General features: G+C 36.6%; 19 protein-coding genes, 1 tRNA gene and 3 pseudogenes. All 23 read right to left on the bottom strand.

The genetic code is table 11. From position 1 onward, the window contains the following. Positions 1-134: 134 nt before the first annotated feature. Entirely contained in the window at positions 135-1,667 is a 1,533-nt protein-coding gene (locus ICI50_RS08270) for an SLAP domain-containing protein (RefSeq protein WP_095342130.1), read from the bottom strand. 282 nt (positions 1,668-1,949) lie between these two features. Then, positions 1,950-2,990, bottom strand: coding sequence for a PTS sugar transporter subunit IIC (locus ICI50_RS08275; protein WP_188891497.1), 1,041 nt, complete (start codon positions 2,988-2,990; stop codon positions 1,950-1,952). A 246-nt stretch (positions 2,991-3,236) separates the two neighbouring features. Then, positions 3,237-3,308, bottom strand: a tRNA-Gln gene (locus ICI50_RS08280). 123 nt (positions 3,309-3,431) lie between these two features. Beyond that, positions 3,432-3,569, bottom strand: a pseudogene (locus tag ICI50_RS08285) (sugar ABC transporter ATP-binding protein); the annotation flags it as partial. Positions 3,570-3,583: 14 nt separating this feature from the next. Continuing rightward, a complete protein-coding gene (locus ICI50_RS08290) occupies positions 3,584-4,876 on the bottom strand; it encodes a glycoside hydrolase family 32 protein (protein WP_188891499.1) in 1,293 nt (430 codons plus the stop codon). Next, positions 4,876-5,733 (bottom strand): carbohydrate ABC transporter permease, encoded by an 858-nt coding sequence (locus ICI50_RS08295; RefSeq protein ID WP_013085936.1) that lies wholly within the window; start codon positions 5,731-5,733, stop codon positions 4,876-4,878. The genes ICI50_RS08290 and ICI50_RS08295 overlap by 1 nt, the downstream gene beginning before the upstream one ends. Next, complete coding sequence (locus ICI50_RS08300) at positions 5,726-6,481, bottom strand: carbohydrate ABC transporter permease (RefSeq protein ID WP_425324907.1); 756 nt, start codon at positions 6,479-6,481, stop codon at positions 5,726-5,728. Before ICI50_RS08300 ends, ICI50_RS08295 begins: the two co-directional genes overlap by 8 nt. A gap of 149 nt (positions 6,482-6,630) precedes the next feature. Continuing rightward, positions 6,631-7,920 (bottom strand): ABC transporter substrate-binding protein, encoded by a 1,290-nt coding sequence (locus ICI50_RS08305; RefSeq protein WP_188891501.1) that lies wholly within the window; start codon positions 7,918-7,920, stop codon positions 6,631-6,633. Positions 7,921-8,118: 198 nt separating this feature from the next. Then, complete coding sequence (locus tag ICI50_RS08310) at positions 8,119-9,090, bottom strand: LacI family DNA-binding transcriptional regulator (protein ID WP_013854627.1); 972 nt, start codon at positions 9,088-9,090, stop codon at positions 8,119-8,121. A gap of 301 nt (positions 9,091-9,391) precedes the next feature. After that, positions 9,392-10,087: a glycerophosphodiester phosphodiesterase family protein gene (locus ICI50_RS08315; RefSeq protein ID WP_013854628.1), complete on the bottom strand. Its 696-nt coding sequence runs from the start codon at positions 10,085-10,087 to the stop codon at positions 9,392-9,394. A 51-nt stretch (positions 10,088-10,138) separates the two neighbouring features. After that, on the bottom strand, positions 10,139-10,798 hold the full coding sequence (locus ICI50_RS10855; RefSeq protein ID WP_013854629.1) for a putative quinol monooxygenase: 660 nt from the start codon (positions 10,796-10,798) through the stop codon (positions 10,139-10,141). Between the two features lie 66 nt (positions 10,799-10,864). After that, entirely contained in the window at positions 10,865-11,452 is a 588-nt protein-coding gene (locus tag ICI50_RS10860) for a histidine phosphatase family protein (RefSeq protein WP_025084122.1), read from the bottom strand. Then, positions 11,453-12,031 (bottom strand): histidine phosphatase family protein, encoded by a 579-nt coding sequence (locus ICI50_RS08325; protein WP_054640370.1) that lies wholly within the window; start codon positions 12,029-12,031, stop codon positions 11,453-11,455. 69 nt (positions 12,032-12,100) lie between these two features. Further along, positions 12,101-13,159, bottom strand: coding sequence for an SEC10/PgrA surface exclusion domain-containing protein (locus ICI50_RS08330; protein WP_013854632.1), 1,059 nt, complete (start codon positions 13,157-13,159; stop codon positions 12,101-12,103). Positions 13,160-13,297: 138 nt separating this feature from the next. Further along, the gene (apf, locus tag ICI50_RS08335; protein ID WP_013854633.1) at positions 13,298-14,002 is read right to left on the bottom strand and encodes an aggregation-promoting factor; all 705 of its coding nucleotides are present in this window, start codon (positions 14,000-14,002) and stop codon (positions 13,298-13,300) included. A 338-nt stretch (positions 14,003-14,340) separates the two neighbouring features. Continuing rightward, positions 14,341-15,240 (bottom strand): DUF7916 family protein, encoded by a 900-nt coding sequence (locus ICI50_RS08340; RefSeq protein ID WP_188891503.1) that lies wholly within the window; start codon positions 15,238-15,240, stop codon positions 14,341-14,343. Beyond that, positions 15,241-16,524: pseudogene (locus ICI50_RS08345) on the bottom strand (PTS sugar transporter subunit IIC). 440 nt (positions 16,525-16,964) lie between these two features. Next, positions 16,965-18,362 (bottom strand): ATP-binding protein, encoded by a 1,398-nt coding sequence (locus ICI50_RS08350; RefSeq protein WP_095342136.1) that lies wholly within the window; start codon positions 18,360-18,362, stop codon positions 16,965-16,967. Between the two features lie 124 nt (positions 18,363-18,486). Continuing rightward, the gene (locus tag ICI50_RS08355) at positions 18,487-19,362 is read right to left on the bottom strand and encodes a metallophosphoesterase family protein (protein WP_095342137.1); all 876 of its coding nucleotides are present in this window, start codon (positions 19,360-19,362) and stop codon (positions 18,487-18,489) included. Positions 19,363-19,400: 38 nt separating this feature from the next. Next, the gene (locus ICI50_RS08360) at positions 19,401-19,784 is read right to left on the bottom strand and encodes a hypothetical protein (protein WP_054640375.1); all 384 of its coding nucleotides are present in this window, start codon (positions 19,782-19,784) and stop codon (positions 19,401-19,403) included. A gap of 140 nt (positions 19,785-19,924) precedes the next feature. Then, positions 19,925-21,323, bottom strand: a pseudogene (locus ICI50_RS08365) (ISLre2 family transposase). A gap of 154 nt (positions 21,324-21,477) precedes the next feature. Next, positions 21,478-21,954 carry an SIS domain-containing protein gene (locus tag ICI50_RS10865; protein WP_244040328.1) on the bottom strand — a complete coding sequence of 159 codons (477 nt, stop codon included), beginning with the start codon at positions 21,952-21,954 and terminating at the stop codon, positions 21,478-21,480. Between the two features lie 21 nt (positions 21,955-21,975). Further along, a complete protein-coding gene (locus ICI50_RS10870) occupies positions 21,976-22,320 on the bottom strand; it encodes a MurR/RpiR family transcriptional regulator (RefSeq protein WP_244040329.1) in 345 nt (114 codons plus the stop codon). Positions 22,321-22,324: the final 4 nt, after the last annotated feature.

A 22,324-nucleotide genomic window follows, 5' to 3' on the forward strand; every position in this document is an offset into this window, starting at 1 on the left:
AGTTATCTGACTTCGTATGTAAAGATTTAAGGTATTATTATAAAAATGATCTATAACTTACACTTTTTATAACGCTTATACAAAAAAAGCCGATGCTTTAGCATCGACTTTCTTCGGTTAAATTATTCTACTTTTTAATAGAAGTTTACAGCCTTGATGTAACGCTTATTGTTGTTTCTGCAGCCTTCAATTCTGTAGTATCTCTTACCATTCTTGAATCTGTATGAAGCACCATAAGTGGTTACAGTTTGGCCCTTGTACATCTTGCCAGTACCTGGGGTACGACGGTATGATGACCAGTAAATGTAAGCATTGTGACGCAACTTACGTTGAGTACCAGTAATATTGGTTACACGAACGTATTCGTCCTTGTTGGCTACCTTGTAGTAAGTCTTGCCGTTGATAGTTACAACAGTTGGAACGATGTCAATGTTAGTGTAAGTGTCATACATGTGACCCAAGAAGTTACCATTCTTGTCGTAAGCCTTTGAAGCTACCATTACAACGTGAGATTCACCTTTTTCAGTAGCAGCTGGTTTTACAAGTGATGACGTCTTTACCCAAATGTTGCTTGAGTTAGCATCTGACTTAGACTTGGTTGAAACCTGTGAATAAGATTCTTTATTATAAGTCTTAGTTTGATCAGCAACGTAAACTTGATCACCATCCTTGAAAGTAGTTGAACCACTCAAAGGATTATTACCATAGAAGTTATAGGTTGGAATTGAACTTGCTCCATTAGCATATAAAGTTTGCTTATGGCTGGAAGTAATCAATACAGTATAAGTAGCGGTAGTCTTCTTACCAGTATAACCGGTAGCGGTTATTGTTACATTATAATAACGCCCTGCTTCAGAAGTATTAACAGGATTTGACGTTGCTTCAACACTTGCAAACGTTGTATTAGCTGGACTTTGTTGAGCTGAAATAATAATACTTTCACCATTACTATTAGTAAAATTCAAAGGATTAAAGCTAGAGTTAACGGCCACTTGGAATACTTGTCCATTTAAAGACTGATCTTTTTGTGCTTGACCATTAAAGCTCCAATTGATCTGTGGATTTTGTGAGGTATCAACAGGAGTACTTACACCTTCAGGAACAATTGGAATTTGAACTGAAACTGTTTGATTATTAGCACTTGCACTTAAAGTAATATTGAATGAAGTATTTGGAACACTTTCAATCTCTTCGTATCTACTTTCTTTTTTATCAACTTTATTATTCTTAGTTGGCTTGCCATCCTTGTCAACATTAATAGTTTTTACAGATACATGGTTAGCCTTTAATTGAGTAATAAAGTTATCTTTGTTAATAGTGATTTTTTGACCAGCATCTTGATTTGCTTCATGGAACAAAACAGCTTTAGAAATTGTATCAATTAAAGATGATACTTTATCACCTTTTTTGATACTTACAGTTGTACGAGCCACGTTACCTAAAGGATTACTTTGACTAGCTTCACCAATAATTTCATTATTGTAAGTAAAGTAAGGTTTATTAACAGGTTTTTGAGTTGATGTATTAGTTGTATTTACAGCAGTACCAGCAGCAGAACCAATATTTACAGCAACATCAGCATTAACAGGCACAGTTGAAGCTACAACTGGAGCAAAAGCCAACAAAGCAGCGGCAGCCACGCCTAACATTTTTCTATTCTTTTTCATAAATGTGGTCTCCTTTTTTGTATAAAAATACATATAAGTAAGCAGTAATATCTCTTGTTCACTTGTGAATATATTATACCATCACGCCTTATCGATTCAAAAGAATCGGCTTTTAGACGAGTACACAATATAAAGATACATGCCTTTATATTGCATATAGTAGGTTAACTCTCTACTATTAAGCTGTAGTTACCGTACTGTTACAAAACAAAATCAAAGCTTTACAATTCTGTGAATTTTCCCACAAAGTGTTGACTTTCACCCAAAATCAGTCTACACATTTTACTTATCTTCAATAACAAGATCCTCTTCACGAACAAATTGTAACTTTTGAATGAAGATATATCTCATGGCAAATCCTAACAAAATTGGCATCCCCACAAATAACAACATAATGAATCCAATTGCAAGCGGTCCACCAGCCATCTCTTGATATGCTGCCATCGGACCAATCAATCCTGCAGAACCAAATCCTGCGGAATTAGCTGTACCGCTGATTTCAAAGATTGCACCAACTAATCCAGCAATACCCGCAGATGTAATCACCGGCAAGAACAAGCGCGGATTTTTCAACATATTAGCCATCTGAATCTTAGGAGTTCCAATGAAGTGAGCAATTGTCGTACCAAAGCCGTTCACCTTGCTGCTCATAATAGCCAAAGTGAATGCACATGCAGTAATACCCAAGTTGGCACTACCAGAAGCGATGCCTTCAACACCAATTGCCATGGCAATTCCTACTGAAGAAATTGGTGACACAATCAATGCTGCAAAGGCAATTCCCATGAGCATGCCCATCACGAGCGGTTGGAAGTTAGTCAAAGTGCCGATTGTTTGTCCTACAGCTCCAGTTACCATCTTTGTGTAAGGAAGCATGAATTGGCCCACGCCACCAGCAACTACTGCCACGATCAATGGCAACAAAAGCACAGTATAACTGCCCAATTTTGGTGTCAAAAACTTCACCAAGAATGCCGCAAAGAAAATAGTCAATGCAATATTAATTACATCTCCAGAACCCGACAAGATAATCTGACCATTTTTCACCTGAAATGCGCCACTTGCAATCATCGCAGCCGCTGTAATTGAACCTAACTGAATCAAGTTGAACTTAAGCAAATATGACACGCACAATCCCGCAAATACAGCTAGCAAGCTGCCCATCAACGATGTCATTGTCAAAATATTCTGTGCATCAGACCAAGAGTGTGCGATATTCTTCATCAATTCATTAACTAACGCACCAGGCACCAAGGCGATCACTACGCCAGTACTTACACCATTCAATATGTTCAAAAGGTTTTCTTTGAAATCTTTTCGCATATAACTTCCCTCAATTCATTTTAATGAAAAAAGCCCCAGGGACTTACGTCTCTGGAGCTTCACTTGTACTTGAAAAACTAGTCGAGAACGCAGACTCTCTCTGCAATAATATTAAATTCTCATCCTAATTTTTCCCCTGATAAATATTATACTGTACTTTTTATTTTTAATATAGTTAAGATTATTTTAAGGTTAGTTTTTATTTAGGCACAAAAAAAGATCAGGCTTACTACCTGATCTTACTTATTGGGTTAGCTGGATTCGAACCAGCGCATGATGGTACCAAAAACCATTGCCTTACCACTTGGCTATAACCCAATCTTCAAACCTTTTTACTTGATTGGTTCTATTTGAATAACCTCTCAATCACTCAACAGATATTAGTATAGGAGAATCAGGCAAAAAGGTCAAGGGAAAATTTAAATTTTTTCAGTCCTGAATTGTCAATTTACCACAACCTGAAGGACCGACAAAAACGATAAATTCCTTATCCTTGATGTGCAAATCAAAGTCATTTACAGAATACTTGTCATTGCCATCATATTTTTTATAAATATGGTTTAAATCTACTTCTGTCATTTTTCATTTCCTTGCTAATTTATCTCTTTAAGCATTGCTTGTTTTATTCCAGCAACAAAAGTAACAATACTTAAAGTCTTACTTTGACCAAAGAGTTCCAAGCTCGAATTATCAATGACTATTGTCAAATGATGATTATCTGGATGCCATGAAACAGTCTTAATAAATACAGGTGAATGAATTTCAATTACATATTGATCTTCTTTGATACGGTTAATATGAACTTCACCGTTATCACCTTTCAATATCAGGCTATCATCAACAGGGATTTCTTCTGTCAACTTATAACTGACCAAACCAATCTTTTCATTATCAGTCAATGATAAATCATTGATTGATCCAATTGGCTTTTGAATTAATTGACCATCATTTGTTGTTAATCTTCTTGGAATGCCCATCATTCCATTCCAAAGGTGACCTGATTCTTCAAGATAGTTAACATGATCAGCACTTCTCAACCAGGGAATAATAATTCGATTGTCTTTTTCATCTACAAAGCTTTGAGAAGCATAGAAGTCATCGCTATCATCTAAACGATGTTGTTCTTCTAACTTAAACTTAAAGTTTTGCCAATCCATATGCCCCTTAGCAAGATAAACAACACTATTTCTGCCATCACCTAAAATCACACTAAAGGCTAAATAATCTTGACCATTAAGATTAAAGTAATCAGGGCATTCAGTCATAATTCCATATTCTTCGCCTTGAAGCAGAACAGATTTAAATGACCAGTGAAGTAAATCATCTGATTCAAATAAAACTAAGCTACCATGCTTTTCCAGTGCAGCGGCAACTACACAATAGTACTTGTCGCCGTGCTTAAAGACCTTAGGATCACGGAAGTTGCTTTCGTCTGTTTCTTCAGGCAAATCTGCTACCGTCATTACTGGGTTATTTTCATACTTCTTAAAATCAACACCATCATCCGAAACAGCTACACATTGAGTTTCCGTGATTTGATCATTTTCATCCACATGTCCCGTGTAAAGGACATATAACTTACCGTCTTTTTCAATTGCGGAACCTGAAAATACGCCAGTCTTGTCATATTCGTGATCAGGCTTCATTGCAATTGGCATGTCTTCCCAATGAAGGCCATCTTTGCTACGAGCATGACCCCAATGCATGTTATCCCAATGAGGTGCATAAGGATTATATTGATAATATAGTTGATAGTAATTCTTATAATGAATCAATCCATTAGGATCATTGATCCAACCCACTGGAGCAGTGAAATGGAAAAGTGGTCGCAATTCATCATTATCAATTTTTCTTATTTTTTCATATAAGTAAGAATTTTCTTTCATTATTTATCACCATTACCTGCAGAACCCATTCCTTGAGTAAGGTACTTTTGGAAGAAGATATAAACTAAAACCAAAGGAACAGTAGAAATGGTCAAAATAGCCATAACTTGATTCATGTAAACTGGGTTCGTGCTGTTAATATTCGTAATAGCCACTTGTAGTGGGAATTGATCAGAATTGGTCAAAACCATTAATGGCCATACATAGTCGTTCCAACTACCTATGAATGATAACGTTCCAACTGTCGCAACTGTAGGAAGCGTCATTGGCAAAAGGATATTCCAGAAAATTCTTAGATTACTTGCCCCATCTAGTTCAGCAGCTTCTGTAATACTATCTGGAATTGCTGCGAAAGCATTTCTAAACATGTAAATATAGAATGGACTAGACATACCTGGCAAAATAACTGCCAAAGGCGTATTCAAAATACCAATAGTTTTAGCAATTTGGAATTGCTGAATCAAAAGCGTAGTACCTGGAATAACCAGTAAAGCAATCAATAAACCGAAAAGTAATTTACGTCCTGTAAAATTAAATTTAGCAAAACCATATCCAGCGAGCGCATTTATTACAATTGAACCTACCGTTACACTTGTTGCATAAAATACACTGTTCAAAATATATCTCATTACTGGGAATCTATGGAAGATGCTTACATAAGCTTTACCCCAATCAGAGATATTGCCTGAAGGTAAGAACGCCTTAAAGTTACTAATGTTGGCATAAATTTGAGATTCAGGTTTCATTGAAGAAACGATCATCCAAACCAATGGGAACAAGAAGAATAAAGCTAAAATTGTAATTAACACCGTGGTCCAAATTATATGAAACCTTCTACGTGTCATAAATTTATGCATTCTCGTCACCTCCGGCGTTTGTGATCTTTCTTTGAATAATAGTAAAGATAATAATGATAATGCCGTAGATTACACTCATAGCACTTGCATAACCTAATTGACGGTCAGTAAAACCAGTACGATAAATGTAGTAGATTGGTGTCATTGTGGCGTTTTGTGGTCCACCTTGCGTCATGATCATTGGCTGAATCATCAAGTTGAATGCACTGATGAAAGTAGTCGTTAAAATCATGATTGAAGTTGGTTTAAGCATTGGCAATGTGATGTGTAAAAATCTTTGCCAACCATTAGCGCCATCCAGTTCAGCTGCTTCATAAAGTGAATCTGGAATATTTTGTAATCCTGCTAAGAAGATTAGCATCTGATAACCAGCACCTTGCCAAGCAGATACCCCAATGATGGCAAACATAGCTTGTTTAGGTGAAGTCAAAAATGGTTGAGGTTTAATATGGAAAATACCTAAAATACCATTTAACAAACCTTGATCTGGATTAAGAATGTACATCCAAAGAATAGAAACAACAGTTAATGAAACAACTTGTGGTGCAAAGAATGAAATCTTAAAAAATGTATTTCCAGGTCTCTTTTTATTAACAATTAAAGCTAATCCTAAAGCTGCACCAACCTGAATTGGCATAATAAAGATGACGAATTGTGCAATGTTTTTTAAACTTTGTAGAAATACGGGATCTTTAAAAGTATTAATGTAATTTGTAAAACCTACATATTGTTTAGCCCATGGTGTCAAAATGTTGTAGTTCGTAAAAGAATAGCTAAATGACATCAGGAACGGAATGATTAAAAACGTTAACAGAATCAGAATTGCTGGGAAAACGTACAGCCATCCGATCTGTCTCTTTATACCTTTAGCTTACATAAAGATTCCCCTTTACTTCTCTATTTCTGAAGGTACTTTTGAATAACTTTAGCTTGTTCGTTCATTACCTTTTGAACATTAGGATTCTTCTTGTACAAAGTTACGTTTTGAACAGTATCAGCAAATGTTCTAGTTACTTGTGGATAGTTTACTAAGACTGGACGAGCGTGACCTGTAGTTTGGTTTTGCTTAATGAAGAATTTCATTTGAGCATTAACCTTAGGAATCATCATCTTTGATACACTCTTACGTGCTGGCAAAACAGTGTTAGCCATGTCACTGCGGTACATGCACTTCTTGCTCATTAAGAAGTTAATCAAAGCACCAGCTGCCTTCTTGTTCTTAGCTGCAGAAGACATTGCGTATTGCCATGAACCAGTTGGTGAAACTTCCTTATGAGTAGCTGGAGATACAGGATATGGCATTACACCCCATTGCAAATGCTTATATTGATTTTGCAAGGTTTGGACTTCCCAAGTACCAGTCATCATCATTGCGTACTTACCAGTTTCAAAGCCTTTATCCTTTGGTGAAATAGTAGTGTAACCATTCTTAACCATGTCTTGAATTAATTGGAATGCTGAAGTGGTTTGCTTTGAGTTAAAGTAACCAACTGCTTTAGTACCTGCGGGGTTAGTAATGCTACCGCCAGCTGACCAAACAAATGGTGCAAATGAGTAAAGAGCCATTTCTGAGTGATCGTTTAAGTTCATATTAATTGCTGGTTCATGGAAGTGATTCTTAAGTCTCTTACAAATACTTTCAAATTGAGTCCAAGTCCATGGATGCTTCAATGTAGCGACCTCTGAATCTTTAATGCCAGCTTCTCTAAACATCTTCTTATTGTAGTAGAAACCAATACTTGATTCTGAATAACCAGCTGCATATAACTTACCTTTATAAGTACCTTGCTTAATAATTGTTGGTAAAATATCACTCTTATTAGTAATGTACTTATCAATAGGTTGAATAATCTTTGAATGAGCATAAGCAGCAGTATTAGGACCATCCAAAGTCAAAACATCTGGTAAACTTCCGGAGTTCAAAGCGGCATTTACTTTATCTTCATAACCACCACCTGAACCGGAACGAGGAATAAATTGAACCTTGGCTTTATAACCATGTTTGTTTTCCTTGTTAAAGTCATTAATGTTTTTTTGAAGAGCCTTACCTTCAGGGTCAGTATTTGAAACGTGTACCCACATTGTCACGTTCTTAGTATTGCTGCTCCCTTGGTTATTGCTACATCCTGCTAAACCTAGTGCTGCAATAGCGGCAACTGTTGCAACTCCTAATTTCCACTTTTTCATAGTCTCTCTCCTTTGAAACGTTTCAATTCTATTCAAAAAAATAAAACGCTTCTTATCTCTAACACAACTCTAATTAATTGAAACGTTTCTATTTTGTCTTAAAAAAATAATTATTAGCACAAAACTATTTTCATTTCCTTTTGGAAGCGCTTCAATTTACACTTAAATAATAATACCGCTTTCATAACTTGTCAACAGTTATTTTGTGGTATTTCCATCAACATATTTTACCGGATACATTTTTGCTTCATTTTTCAAACTAGGATCAGCAATTTTACGCAAAACCAAATCAACTGCACCATTAGCTAGTTGTTCAACAGGTTGCGCAATTGTGGAAATTCCTAAAGGAAGATCAGAGGATAAATTCATGCCATCAAACCCTATCAATTGAATATCTTCTGGGACTTTATATCCATGTTGGGTAAGGATTTTTCTTAATTTCAATAATAGTGAATCTGTATGACAAAAAATCCCATCAATTTCCGGATGAGCTTTTAACATTTCTAAAATATAAGGTGTGAAATCATTAACAGGTTCCTGTAAAAAAATCTCTTTATAATCAATTCCCATATCCTCAAGATAATCTCTAAAACCATCTCTTCTTAACAGAGTCCCGTTAGGATATTTACTGTGACTACCAACATAGGCAAGGTTTCTGGCACCATGCTCTAACAATTTTTTAGCTGCTAGTTTTCCACCCTCATAATTATCTGAAGTAACGTAAGATACTTTTTTATCAAAATAACGATCTAAACTGATAAAAGGAATATTTGAATAAATATACTGTTCAATATCACTATAAGTAATCGCAATAATTGCATCAATTTTATTTTGCTTAAGCATCTTAATATATTTTGCTTCTTCTGCTGGAATACCATTAGAATTACATAATAATAGTTTATAGTCTTCTTTATCTAATCTTTTTTCTACGTAATAAGCAAATTCTGAGAAAAATGGATACCAAACTGAAGGCAAAATAAGAGCTATAGTTCTTGAGGAATTAGTTTTTAATCCTCGGGCATACTCATCCGGAATATAATTCAATTCCTTAATCGCTTGATTAACCTTAATTAAGGTACTTTCCTTAACTCCTGGAACACGATTAATCACACGAGAAACTGTACCAACTCCTACTCCTGCTCTTTGTGCAACATCTTTCATTGTTGCCATTTTTTATCACCTCTTCTGAGTCATCTTTTTCATTATACTTCTAGAATTAAGAATATTAAGCAAAAACATCTTTTAATAATCTATTATTCCATCTTCTTAACTAAAATAAGACCTGTGTATACGACGATTATTTTAGCAGGAAAATATTTTGGCTTTCATGCTATAATGACGCCGAACAAAAAAGCGTGTTGTGGAGACAACACGCCAGGGTATACCGACCATAATAAAGCGGAGAACCTAAATTATATTTTTGGTTTTTAAAATTATATCAAACATAAAATAGCAGGTCATTAACGTCCCGCTATTTTGTATTAACAAACATCTTTCTCTTCACTCTATTCATCAATTCAAAATTATTAGTAAAAATGCCCGCTACGCCCCGCTTAAAATATCGCTTAGCTAATTTAGGATTATCCACAGTCCAAATGCGCTGAGTAATTTTACTTGGCAAATACCAATGTGGATGAATCGCCGCAAAATGATTTTTTCTAACGAATCTTTGTGGAAAAAGAATCGGAATTTTGGTTAAAAAGCAATATTGCTGATGTGGATCAACACGCTGGCAATTTTTCAACGTCTGATAATTGAAAGACGAAAAGATAATAGGATGCGCGAAGTGATACTCTTTTGCCAGTGCCAAAACAATAGCTTCAATGCCCTTATCATGAACCTTATTAGTTTTGAATTCTAAGTTAATGTACAAGTCTTTATCTTGCAAAACTTCAAAAAGTTCTCTCAACATAGGCACAGGTTCGCCATTTTTTAAATGGAACTTTCTGATTTCACTCAACGTATAATCCTTGATATAGCCGCTGCCATCAGTAGTACGATCAATTTCTTCATCGTGCATTACCACAGGCACCTTGTCTTTAGTCAAATGCACATCAAATTCGACGCCTTCAGCCCCATGCGTTGCCGCATAGCGAAAGCCTTCTAATGAATTTTCAGCGAATTTCACCGGCAATCCCCGGTGAGCAAAAATAATTGTTTCTGTCATATTTTATCCCACAAAAAAATGCCGCCTCCCGGCAGCATCCCTTTTTCAAAATTAATCTAATACAATTGCACCTTGAGTTGCCAATGCATCGCGTACAAGAGTCTTAACGTCTCTTCTAATAACCATTCCGTCAGTTTCCTCAATGTATTCCTTATAGTGAGGAGTTTGAACATGGGAATCATATGCTTCATTGTTTGCATAAACTTCAACAAAGTACCATTCGTTAGGATCATCTTTGTTAGTACCCGACATCATAATTTCCATGCCTGGTTCAGATGCAATACTGGTAGTCATTTCCTTCTTAACTGAATGTGAGAACTTTTCAGCATCTTTCTCTTTAACTTCGACAGTTACCAGACGCATAACAAAATTATCTGCATAGCTGTTCAAAGCCTTTTGTGCATGAGTTGTGATTACTTCTGGCTTTAAGTTGACAATCTTCTTATCTGTGCTAATGCTATCCACAGTTTCTTCGAAATCTACTGCTGACATTGATGCAATATGCACATCTTCTGCTTCCTTATTGCGGAACAATTCAATCTTGTAATTATCTTCGCCCTTAGCATCATCATGAGCACTACCGATAACCAAAGTTCCTTCTTCGGCTGGAATAGAATCATGCATATATTTTTCAGCTTTGCGAATATATTCATCGCGATCATTTTCTGCAATATTTAATTTAGTAATTTTAAAAATTGGTGTTTCATCCATTTTTCTTGCCTCGTTTTTATATTATTTACATACTTAATTATAAGCTAACGCTGAAAAATGAACCCTTTATTTTTCAGTTAATTGTTCAATTTTCACTTTTTTTGCAGGCCAATAGCTTTTCACATATTCGACTTCATGACCATTGCTCTTCAGTTGAACGCATTCAGCATTACGAAAGCCATGGAATTTGCGATTACCCGCCTTTTCACGAATGTATTGTCCCATGCTATCGCCGTGACCGACTATTAAAATATTCTCGCCATCTTTAGCATCCCACAAAATCAAATTAATTCCGCGTTCCATCCGCTCAACTACTTCGCGATTATCTTCCATTGAACCTGATCTAAACTTCATTAGTGGCCACCAAAAGTTTTTCTTAGCCTCAAATGGCCCATAATTTTTCTCTTTTAAATCTTTCAAGCGCTCGTAATCCATTTCAGGACCAGCAATAATCTCTAACGTATCACTGGCACGCTCCTGCGTTGAACAATACGCCTTATCAAAGACTATTCGCTTTTTCTTAAAATAATCTCGCAAAGCCTCAGCCTGCTTAATACCTAACTTAGTTAAAGCAGAGTCACAGCTGCCTTGCATTCTTTGTTGAGCATTGAATAATGTCTGTCCATGTCGTACTAAATATAAATTTATCGCCATTTAAATTTGTTTCAAACCCTCCGCAGGCCATACATAAGTATCCAAATGAACATTTTTGCCATCAACTGACAACTTAACAATAGAAGCATTGGCAAAACCAGCAAAGTTAGGATCGGCAACATCTCTAACATATTTAGCTAAAATATCACCGTGACCAACAACTAATGCAGTTTCACCATCATTTACACCCTTCAAGATTTGCGTAATAGCGCGATGCATTCTACCCACAACATCTTCATCTTTTTCCATAGTTGGATCAACATTGGGATTATTGTAGTTCCAAGGAAGCAAAAATTCATCTCGACCTTCAAAAATGCCGTAACATTTTTCACGCAAGTCCTTTAGTCGCTTATATGGCATCTTATGATCTGTAATAATTTCTAAAGTGTCACAGGCACGTTCTTGGGTTGATGAAAAAGCCTTGTCAAAATGAACATCATGCTTTGGGAAATAGTCACGTGCCATCTCTACTTGACGAATTCCCATCTCATTTAATGGAGAATCACATCTTCCTTGCACCTTGTGATAATAATTAAAATATGTTTGTCCGTGCCGCACTAAATATAAAGTTTTTGTCATATCTCTCTCCGTAGTATTTTTTATCTATCATATCAAAAAAGCACGCCTATTACGTGCTTAATTTAATTTTTACGGCCTAAAATTTGTGTTATACTTCTCGCTTTCCACAATGAAATTCGGGACACTAATAAAGTGCATTGAGTAAATCTTGCCCGTCTTAGAAATACTAAAGCCATAATAATTATGATCGCCATCATGGCTTGATCCTTGAGTATTAAACAAATCGCCAGCATGTTCCCATTCACGGTACAAAGACTTGTTTTTACGCTCATCTTCACCAGATCCAGCGAAGCCAAAAATCATTTGTTTCAAGCCAAAGTAGACATTGCGCTTCATTTCACCCATTGGCATAGTGGTTTTATTAATAGTAAAACCAGCCATATCTTCAACATAATTATCATCTAATTCAAGGCCATGCTTTTGACAAGCTTTGACAATACCTTCTACATAATGTCCTTGATCTTTAATGCTACGTCCATGTTCTTCATATTCTTTGGCAATATCATCTGCCAATTCTTGCGTACCAGTACTATAAATCCAAGGTTCAAGTCCTAATTGTTCACGAGCACTATTAATTACTCTTAATGAAAAATCGGCTAATTCATGTTGTTCACTCGCAGAAAGCTTATCCGGATTAATTAGCTTTTTATCGCTTGCACTTTCACCAGTTGCAACCCGTGAGAAATTATTTTCTTCCATGCCTTTCATTGAAGCTGCAATAAATTCTTCACTTGGATGGCCCTTATATGCTTCTAAAAGTGCAGAACGCGTATAGCCACTTGGCAATTTAATGACAGCTTGACTATATCTATCCACTGTCTTCTTCACCAATTTAGCATTTTTAGCTAAAATCCAATGTGAATTATTACCAATTTTATAAGCCAAATGCTTTTTCTTGCCAATTTTTAGATATTTCTTAGCAGAATAGGAATATGTTCTGCTTGTATAAGCGTAATACTTAGATTTTTTACCGCGATTTGTATAAAGACGTACTTTTTTATTTCCTTTTACTCGCAGTTTACCTTTGCTGGCCGCTTGTACTACTTGAGGATGAGTTTGCGTAAGCATGCTAACAGGTCCCATTAAACAGACACTAGTGAGCAATGTCACCATCATTTTCTTTCTCATAATTGTCCTCACTTTCTAGCACTGTCATAGCTATAGTTTAATTATATCGTACTATTTTGAATTACAAAAAAGACACCTCTCCGAATTTGGAAAAAGTGCCCTTTCTTATTATTCAATTGTTATTTAGTTTTTAACTGATTAATACCAGCCGTTTGCTTGCCAGAATGACTTAGCAGCAGTCCATGAACCGTAACGGCTTTGTACGTATTGGTCAGCAACTCTTTCTTGGTTGGCAGCTGAGTAGTCACCGTTCAAGTATGATGCTGAAAGTTGGTACTTACCTACGTATTGACCATTTGAAGCACTGTATGAGCCACCTGATTCTTGACCAGCAATCCATGCCTTGGCACTAGCTTCTGAACCAGTTGCGTTTGAAGTGTATGAAGTACTCTTAGCAGCTGAAGCATAGTTAGTAGTTTGAGTTTGAGCCTTTGGTGCTACTGCAGCTGAAGCTTGTGAATGAGCTTGAGTGTTAGTAGTAGTCTTAGGAGCTGCTTGAGTGGTTGCATTTGTTGCAGCATGGTGACCGCTGGTTACGTACTTAGCACGAACCCATTGATTCTTGCCTAAGTCGTACCACTTGTGACCCTTTGAATCGTAAGCTGTCTTAATAACTTTCCATGAAGTGTTACTTGCTAAAGTTTGACCAGTTGCTACTGGGTTTTCGTAATTGTTGTAAACAGTAATTGAGTTATCTGAAACGTAGTTTACAGTTACTACGCTTGCATCGTTTTGAACTGTAGCAGCGTCTGCTGTTTGAGCAGTAGCTTCAGCTGCTACTAAACCTGTAACTGACAAAGCAGCTACTGCAATTGACTTAACTAAGATAGATTTGATTTTCAAAAAAATTCTCTCCTTAAAGTTTAGAAATGTTATTTGGGTAACGAATTTTCACTTATTCGTCTGTCTTGATTCAATTGACAGCTTATATATTACAAGGCTTTCGTTTCAGAATCATAACAGGAATATCACTCCCTGGTTAAGAAAGTATTACTGAATATGTCATTTTTGTAACATTTGTAACATTTATGTAAATTATTTTAGATAATACAAAACGTTGATAGATCAATGGTTTGCGCCATTTATTTATGATATTTGGTATGTACAAAAGCACGTTCGTATTTAACATCATGACATAAAAATGCAAAAAAATAGGAAGGTCGAAACCTTCCCATTACTGTTTAACGATTAATTGAACGCGCCATTCTCGCAATTGTATGTCTTAATCCGCGAATGGCATTACTTAATTCAAAGATTGTCTCGGTTGGCGGCACTACGCCCCAGCCAGCATCCCCAATATGTTGGATGTCTACACCACAGATCTTGTTTTTCAGTGCAATCTCACGAATAACGTCTCTGCCTGCACCTTCTTGACTGGTACCAATCGTACTCATTACCAAGCCATTGTGCGCATGAACTAACTTAACAATTTTGATTAATTCATCGCTAGTAAAACCTGGAACGGTCCCAACAGCTGGGGTCAAAATTACATCTGCACCAGCGTCAATCATGGCCTTAACTGATTCTTCATCAGTCACCGGTTCATCGACGCCAGCGCCATGCATCTTGCCAGCAATAATCATGCCAGAGAAGTTGGCCTTAGCTGTCTTCACGGCCTCGACAATCATCCTATTAGTCACGCCACTACCTGGATTGCCGGTAAAGCAGACAAAACTAAAACCTAATTCTTCCGCTTTTTTCATCGACTTAGCCGTCGCAATTCTGCCTTCAGGGAGTTTAAACTTAGTCGACTCCATCTTAGCATCGGAATCAACTGGCTCTAAATTGACGCCAATTGGTCGTCCAGTTAATTCTTGCAGTCGCTTAACTGTATCATCAGGATCGTTAACGTCCAAACCACATACTTGCGGATCGAAGACGTTAAATAAATTTAATAGTAGTAAATCAGCACCAAAAGCTGCTGCAATTTCAGACATTGTCAGTCCATCTGGTGCAGGCTGCACTACCACGTTTTCGCTTAAAACCGTCCGGCCTTCGCTAGCTTTGATACTTTGAGCTAATTCTTTCCCGTTCATTTTTAATAGTTCACTAGAACTAGCACTTAATAATCTTTTGACCATTTACTTTACCTTCTCTTCTTGGATCTTTTGTCTCTTATTCAATGCGGACATAAATGGTAAGTAAATTAATACGTCTAAAATAATATTGACTAATTGCAAGATTGACCCGGCAATGCTACCAGTAGCTAAAAAGCCTGAAATAATTGGCGGCATTGTCCAAGCAATAACTGTACCATTACACAATGGTACAATACCAGTCTTCATCGCAATGTAAGTAACAATGGCGTTAACCATTGGTGCCAAAATGAATGGAATAATCAAGCTAACGTTTAAAACAACCGGCAAACCAAACATAGTTGGTTCGTTAATGTTGAATAAACCTGGCACAATCGTAATTGGTGCTAAAACTTCATTTTGCTTACTTGCACGCTTGCGCCATACTAAATAACCGATACATAATACCAAACCGATAGTGGCACCACCACCACCCATGTAAACGAAGTTGTCGATGAATGGTTGCGTAATAATGTGGCCGCCGTGTTCTAAGTCTAGATTGCCTGCTTGGCTTAAGACACGGTTAGCATCAGTCTGCATTAACCAAATTGGTGACATCGCAGTGTTAACCTCGTTACCACCGTGGATACCAACGAACCAGAATAAACTTACCAATATAATTGAAACTAAAGTCCCAATTAAAGTATTACCTAAAGCACCTAATGGCTTAGCCAAAATATGCATAATTACGTCGTGGATATTGCCCCAGCCAGTCCAAGCAAAGAGCTAGTATACTAAACCAGCAATAGCAAGAATAACTGCACCTGGAATTAAAGCTGAGAAACTCTTGGAAACTGCAGGCGAAACTGTGGCTGGCATCTTAATTTGAATATTATGGTTAATGAACCATTGGAAGATCCAAGCTGACAAAAGGCCAAAGATAATGGCTACGAATAAACCTCTACTACCTAAGTAAGTGTAAGGGAAACCTTCTACGGGCACTTTGTCGCCACTCATAATACTTGGAGTTAAAATAAAGAATACTGATGCAGAAATAATCCCTGCAGAAACGCCATCTGTTTTGTGTTGGTTAGCATAACTCCAAGCGATTCCAAAAGCTGCAATTAAACCCATGATTCCGAATGAACCATTGGTAATTTTAGCCAAGATTTGTGCAATGCTGGTACCATTAACAGCAGTCTTAGCAAGCCAGTCGGACCAGCCATGAACCGGGAATGAGTTGATGATCATGAATAATGATCCAACGATAATTAATGGCATCGCCATTGCAATACCATCACGCACAGCAATTAATGGTTTAAAACCACCTATCTTGGCAGCGACAGGCATAACATGCTTGTTAACCCAAGCATTTAAGCCCCACCTGATTTTTTATTAGTCATAGTAATTCCCTCTTCAATCTACAAAAAATTAAGCCCTTTCATTTTGGTATATACCTTTATGACAATATAGTACCATGAAAGCGATTTAATAACTAGCATTTTTTCAAAATTTAATGAAAAATATTTCCCTAATAAATCAAAATAGTTTAACCTTTGCAGCTCCCCACTGAAGTGCTATAGTTAAACTGTATTTTTAAATAAAAGCGAGGAATAAAACTATGAGTAAATATGTTATTAAGTTGAGTGAAGAAGATTTACAAATGATTAAGGACTGCCATTCAAAGAACCCTTCAATCATGAAGGCCATGAACGAAGCTAAGAAAGTGGAAGACTAATTAAATTTTTGGATCTCTAAATCAAAAGGCATCCCGCGTGGGGATGTCTTTTTTACATTTGCTCAAAAGTAATCAGATGACAATTTACTTCCTGGGCCAGCTGTTTACATGAATCTGTAAAACTTACTTTAGAAAATAAGTAATAATATTTTTTAGGATAATTAAAGAGGTTGCTCCTACTAATCAATGTTTCTAAAATTGAACGACTAATTGGTTCATTCTTCCATTTACACTCGCCAAAAAAACCGGCGGAATCATCCATTGAAATTCCCACAACGTCCATTTCAACTTTCTGTTTTATTCTCTGATCCGTGCCCCACCAATAGCCTAAACGCCGAAAGTATTCAGGAACAATTTCCTTATCCATCATATGGTCCCAAAGATATTCTTGACTAAGTTCTTCAAAAGACGGACCTAAAAAGACCGATAGCTGCTGTTTAATTTGTTCAATTACCGGTTCAGAATAGCCCATCTCAATTAAACTAATATTTTTACTAATGAAAGTATACCAAAAACGGAACATCCCATCTTTAATGTAATAAAGTGTCTTTTTAGAATTAGGTTTGTCCTGCTCCGTTACCGGGATTTTTTTAGCAATAATTCCTAAAGAAATTAAATTTTGTAAATATGTCGAAATGGCACCAGAAGCTAAATGGGCTTTAGTTGCAATTTTACTTAATTTAGAAGCTCCAGCTGCAATAGCATTAATTATTGAATTATACGTAGCGGGATCGCGCAACTCTTGCTTTAATAAATTATTAGGCTCTTCAAACAGAATAGAATCAGTATTTAAGAAAGTATTCTTAACATTAGTCATCACATCAACTTGATCAGAAACTAAGCTTAAATATTTAGGAATACCGCCCATAATTGAGTTGATCTCAAAAGCGTCTATTTTACTGTAATTAGGCAAAAGTTCTTGCGTTTCTTTTAGAGTAAAGGGATGCAACTTATATTGCACAGTTCTTCTACCATAAAGAGGACTTTTATAGCCTAAAACTTGATATTCCATAAATGACATTGATGAACCACACAAAATCAAAAACATATTAGTCTCAGAATATACATGATCAATATAAGATTGAAGCATCGAACTAACTGCTGGATATGCTTGTGCCAAATAAGGATATTCATCAATGACTAAAACTACCCGTTCTTTTTTAGCTACCTCGCCAATTTCCTGAAAAGCTTGCTCAAATGAAGCAAAGGATGAATCATCGTTGATTTGTGGATTGATAAAATGTCGAATTGCTTTAGAAAAACGTTGCAAATTATCATTAGCATTTTCCTCAATTGCCGTAAAATAAATCACTTTTTTATCTTGGACAAATTTATTAATCAATGCTGTTTTTCCAATTCGACGTCTACCGTAAATAACTGCAAATTGAAACTTATTCGTTTGATAATGCTCTGTTAAACTTGTTAATTCTTTTTCTCTGCCCACAAACATCCAATCACCTCAAATTTACAAGATTATCATTTACAATATTATAATATTGTAGTTTATGATTTACAAGATTACGATATTGTAAATTAGCAACAAAAAATAATGCTCCTCCTCAGAAGCATTTTCATTATTTATTCTTAAATTCCGTGCCTTGTGGATTATCCCAATTATAAACCCGGACAATCTTTCCTTCACTATCTAATACCACTACATTGCCATCATTATGGGGATAAATCAGTGGATTCGAGTGTGAACCACCATCAGTAAAGATTCTCGCTGGTTCACCTGGATACTGCAGTGACCGCACGACACAATGATCAACAGACAAATTGTTGAGTATCCGGCCATCATCAAATTTACCCTCTAATCCAGCGGTTGGCGTATGTCCCGTCACAATTGTCTTTCCTGTTAAATTATGGGCGATTATTTCATGTTCTCGATTAGAGTACCAATACCGTTCGCGTGCCCAAATACGGAAGAAATCATAATCATACTTTAAGCCATAAGTTGTCTCAGTATAAGTTGCCGGATCATTATATTTTTTATCAGGTCGCACCCCAGCATGAACAAAAATCAAATGTGGCGTTTCATACATAATCGGACAGCCGTTTAAGAAGCGATAATACTTGCTATCATGCAAGTCAGTGGCAGAAGCTGTTGGTCCTAATAAATTGGCTAATGTTTTATTGCCACCGTTATAAAACCAAATCCCATCTTGGTGTTCATTTTGATCGGCATAATTAAGCAGCATCTGCTCATGATTGCCGCGTAAAATGATCGCCCCTTCAGCTTTTTGTTCAATTAGATAGTCCAAAACTTCCTTAACGTGACTACGACCATCAACGTAATCGCCACCTGCCACCAATTTAGCTTTAGGGTAATCTTTTTGAGCCTGCTCAATTAAAGTCAATGTCTCCAAATTACCATGAATATCTGAAATAAAGATATAACCATTTTGTTCACGGTCACTGATTAACGTATTATTGATAATTCTCTGGGTCAATTTTATGCCCCTTTCTCTTGACTGGAAAAGAAAATACTCTATTGCATGCGCGCTTCATTCCAAGCCTCCTGCAAAAATGAGGTGAAATGTTCTAACTCTTCTTTGTCAAACACAATTAGTAGCCCATTGCGAACAACGTCTAATTTTTCTTCGTTTTGTTTGCTAATTTCCAAACTAGAAACAAATAATTGCTCCTCATCTGGGGCCTTCATCATTACATATTTGGCTTCGTATTGAGCAGCAACATATTTCAAGGTCACCCGATCAAGTAATTGCTGTGAAAAATCAAATGCTTGCACATGCTCTACCTGTTCCTCCTGGGTAATCCAGCCTTGATACTTGTCTGGTGTGATTTCATCCGGCATTTGCACTACTATGAACTGGTTTTGCTCATGATTAATAAATAATTGGCAAAGTGGCATAATTATTCCTTTCTTACCTAACGTTTTTTCTCTTACCTATATTATAAGCTTCTTTGAAACTGCTAGATGACAAATTGATTACAATGTAAGTGTCAATATTTTTGCGGTAGGCTATTAACCATTAGTCTGACCTTAATTTCTTAAATATTTATTTGATTTATTTTTCTGCTAAAATCGTTTAAATAGCTATGTCCTGCTGTTAAGCTTTCAATGGCGCCGTGATGAATGCCCAGATGAGCTTCATGCGTCTTTCTTAGGCTGGCACGAACCACTCCTTTCAGGTCTTTTTGATCATCAATGTTCAGCTGCCCACCTGCAAATTCACTGCTAAGCCAGTATTCCAGCTCTTTGTTTTTAATGCAAGTCAGCACACGCAGAATTCCTTCGGCACCATCTTCTGACCAGTATTTTCCTTGTCCTTTAACGCGATAAGTATACTTGCGGTGATTGCTTTCACAGCAACCAATTGCTTTAATTACGGACAAATGACGCATTTTGAATGGCTTAATATCAACCCAGCGACGATGACGATGAAGATAGCTGCGCAGGCGCCTTAAATTCTCATGATTTTCTGGCGTATTCAGCTCATCAATCAGATTGCTTTCAATCGTGTCTAAAATCACATCAGTTAAGTGACGGTCATATTTAAACTCAACTGCACTGATCAATTTGCTTGGCATAGCCGGCATAAAGCCTAAACGGTCCTTGATCTTTTTATTCAAGTGGAAGACGTCTAAGAAGTGTTCTTGCTGCCGGCAATAGCCAACTATTTCATCAAAGTCTTTCTTGGCATAACCAGCACCGCCATCGGCATTACTGATGATTAAAGTATCGCTTAAGTCATAGGTATTGGCTAAATAAGCTTTAATTTCTTGTAAAGCATCCAAGCGACTTAAAGAAACAAACTCTTTTCCTGCGCGTTTTGCTTAAATTAATAATATCCTCGCAGACCTGATAGCGATGAAACTCTAGCCGCTTCTTGGTGCCCTTGATCACAACGCCATCGCCTTCAAGATAAAGCACTGGCACCTTTTTCTTTTGGGTAATGCCATCGTATCTTTCCTCAGACTGCTGCTGTACTTTAATCTGTTTGCCTGCTTGCACAATCAGCTTGCCAACTTGACTATGGCTAATCTTGAAACAGGAGAGAGTATTAACAGCTAAAGCAGTATTGCGGTAAGTTGCCACGGCGCTAACCTGCAAAATATCCTTCACTGCCAAAACACTGTAACGCTTATATTTGTCATAGCCCATCAGCTTATCCAGTGGATATTTAGCCTTTTTGCCAGGACAAGCATATCTTCTGCGCCAATAGCTGATTTCACCAAAGGCAGTCACAACTGAGCGCTTATTTTTCTTTTCAATCTGATAGCCTTGCTTTTTAGTTTCTTCAACTAAGCCGGCATCAACTTCTTCTAGTGCTAATTTCATTAATTCTCTAATCAAATCAAAGAAGTAGCACATTAATGCCTTTTCACGGGCAATAACATTATTTTCAGACTTAATAATTTTTACGATATCAGCTATAATAGATTCCATAAAAGACCAGCTTCTAATGTGTTTTTTGTTCTTAACATCAGACTACTGGTCTTTTTGTTTGAGCTCAAGTCCAAATTCACAGGACTTGAGCTTTTTTAATTATTTATTCAACTTACCGCAAAAAATTATACACTTAGATCATTTTTTTACTCAATTACTTCCTCAACTTCAACTGATTAGTCAATTCCTGCGTAGCCTTCATCTTCTTATTAAGTAGATTCAAATCCGGTGAAATCATACTCAAATATAGCAGACTGGAAACAAATATTTCTGAAAACAGTGAATTAGTTGCACCAAAGCGGAGCAATTTTTCATTGGCTGGCAATGAGATAATTACATCGGAAATATCCGTTAATGGAGAAGTTTCGCCTCTGGTAATCGCAATTATTTTTGCCTGCTTTTTATGAGCCTGTCTCGCAATAATCATTGGCTCTTGTGTGATGCCACTATAAGAAAAGACCACCAAAACATCACTAGCAGTGATATTTGAAGCTAATTCAAGGGCAATGTGTGAGCTTTCAACATAATTTGCTCGTTTACCGCTACGAATCAACTTGTAAAACAGGTCAGATGCTGCTAAGCCTGATGCACCTTCACCAGCGATATATATTTGTTCCGCTGTTCGAATCAACTTAACAGCTTGATTTAGCTGCTATTCATCAATTGACTTGCCTAAATCATCAATATCTTTCTTAAAACTCACCTGTAATTTATACAGTACGCTATCATTTTCAGTAATAATTGCGTCTACAGCATTAGTAGGCTTAGTTGGAGCTTCTTTAGCACAATTGATTTGAAAATCCTTGAAGCCTTGAAAGCCTAAATCTTTGCAAAAACGTAATACCGATGCACCACTGGTCTTGGTTATTGAGCCTAATTCCTTAAGATTTTTGTTTAAAAAAACAGCTGGATCTTTCAAATAAGCATCTGCAATTAACTTAGCCGTTTTATTAAAACTGGGATAAGCATTTGCAATCTTCGCCGCCAATTCAGCCATCAGA

The sequence above is a fragment of the Lactobacillus kefiranofaciens genome, assembly GCF_014656585.1.
Lineage (GTDB): Bacteria > Bacillota > Bacilli > Lactobacillales > Lactobacillaceae > Lactobacillus > Lactobacillus kefiranofaciens.